Here is a 1,603-nt window from a genome sequence, read left to right on the forward strand (position 1 = left end):
TGCGTCCTCAACCGCATGGACATTGATCGCCTCGATCCGCATGCTCACACGACGGACAGCAAGGCATTGTCAAGCTTGAAAAACTTTCGGATCGGGCTCTAAGACAGAACAGGGCTTCCATAGTCGAACATTCATCAATATAGGCCTGATAATTGGTGAACAGGTCTGCACCATAAGGGTCACCGCGCCCATAACGAACGAACTGCTGCCCCCAGTAATTTGCCAGCCCCCCTGTTATTGCAGTTGCATACAGGGTCCTGTGTTTGCCTTCTGTCGGTTCGATACGATCTGCTACGCCCGGATGCCGGCCGTTTTCAAGGGAGACTACGCGGACCTTGGGGTGAACATCGCTGGGTGACGGCAGGGCGGGTTTCGAACCGGTAATGATGGCGACCGACAGGTTGGCAGGCAGCGCCGATAATGTCGCAAGAGCGCATGGACCCGCGCCGACGACAATCACATCAAAGCACGTTGTCATGCCATCATCCCTGTAAAATCCCTGAGTGTCATCCCGAGGTGCTCGAGTGATGGACCCGTCTCCATCGCGCGGAGCGCAAGGAGGCCATCAATCCGTTCCAGTATGGAAGGGGTCGGGTGGAGGAGCATGTCCACACCTTTTCCTGCCAGACGAATGATCTGCTCTGGCACGGGGATGCATACAGGTGCGCGCCGGGCCGATCTGGCGGCAATTGCGCGTACCGTTTGCGTGAATGTCAGTGGCTCGGTCCGTCCCAGATTGTATTTGTGGTCCGGCGTTGTGTGCCGTGCGATCCGGGCCAGGGCCTCGGCCAGTTCTTTGACATCGATCGGTTGAATGTTGGGTGGAGCATTCGGTGTCGGGATGACAGGCTGGCGGGCCAGTTTTTCCAGCACCCCGAACACGCTTCCACCAGTACCTGAATAAACGAGGCCGGGTCGGACGATAATTTCATCCTTACCCGTCACAAGCCCCTCGATCGCCCATTTGCTGCGCCCGTAATCGTTCACGGCGCCCGGTCCGGCGGACTGGCTGGAGATGAAAATGAAGCGACCGCGTTTGCCCTGCTGCCTGAGTTGACGATGCTGTTCCAGAAGGCATGCCGTGCCGGTGTAATCGAGATCGGCCATTGCATCGCGGTCAGAACCGGCTTTCAGCAGGCTGCAGGCAAGATGGATGATCACATCAGCCTGATCGCAGGCTGCGGGGAGGGGGTGCCCCAGGCGCCATTCTGTCGAATTGGGAGCAAGCACTGTAGAGCCGTTTTCGGTCAGGTATCTGCAGACATAATGACCAATAAAGCCATGTGCGCCTGTAACAGCATAGATCACGATAATGCCAATCTTTTATATAATCTGTATTTTATTATGGTTATGTATATCTGATTGAATAAGAGCCTGATCCGAAAGTTTTTGAACAATACCAGCCTGTTGTGATTCATCCGTCTTTACGAAGAGATGGAGTGAATGGTGACATGGACTGGTATTGCCCGACGTGAACATAGCCGGGAAGGACTGCGATATCCATCGGATATGATGGACGGGGAATGGGCTTTGATCGTGCCATTTGTGCCCCCTGCGAAACGGGGCGGTCGCCCTCGCACGACGGATATGCGCGAGGTGGTCA

The 1,603-nt window shown here is 55.5% G+C and carries 1 protein-coding gene and 1 pseudogene; one reads left to right on the top strand and one right to left on the bottom strand.

Annotated features, from left to right (window positions below; genetic code table 11):
• Positions 1 to 474: 474 nt before the first annotated feature.
• Positions 475 to 1,308 (bottom strand): NAD-dependent epimerase/dehydratase family protein, encoded by an 834-nt coding sequence (locus CFR80_RS18050; protein WP_181418277.1) that lies wholly within the window; start codon positions 1,306 to 1,308, stop codon positions 475 to 477.
• Positions 1,309 to 1,443: 135 nt separating this feature from the next.
• Here CFR80_RS18050 and CFR80_RS18055 point away from each other — a divergent pair.
• Positions 1,444 to 1,603 (top strand): annotated as a pseudogene (locus CFR80_RS18055) (IS5/IS1182 family transposase); the annotation flags it as partial.

Source organism: Komagataeibacter oboediens (genome assembly GCF_003207815.1).
Taxonomy (GTDB): domain Bacteria; phylum Pseudomonadota; class Alphaproteobacteria; order Acetobacterales; family Acetobacteraceae; genus Komagataeibacter; species Komagataeibacter oboediens.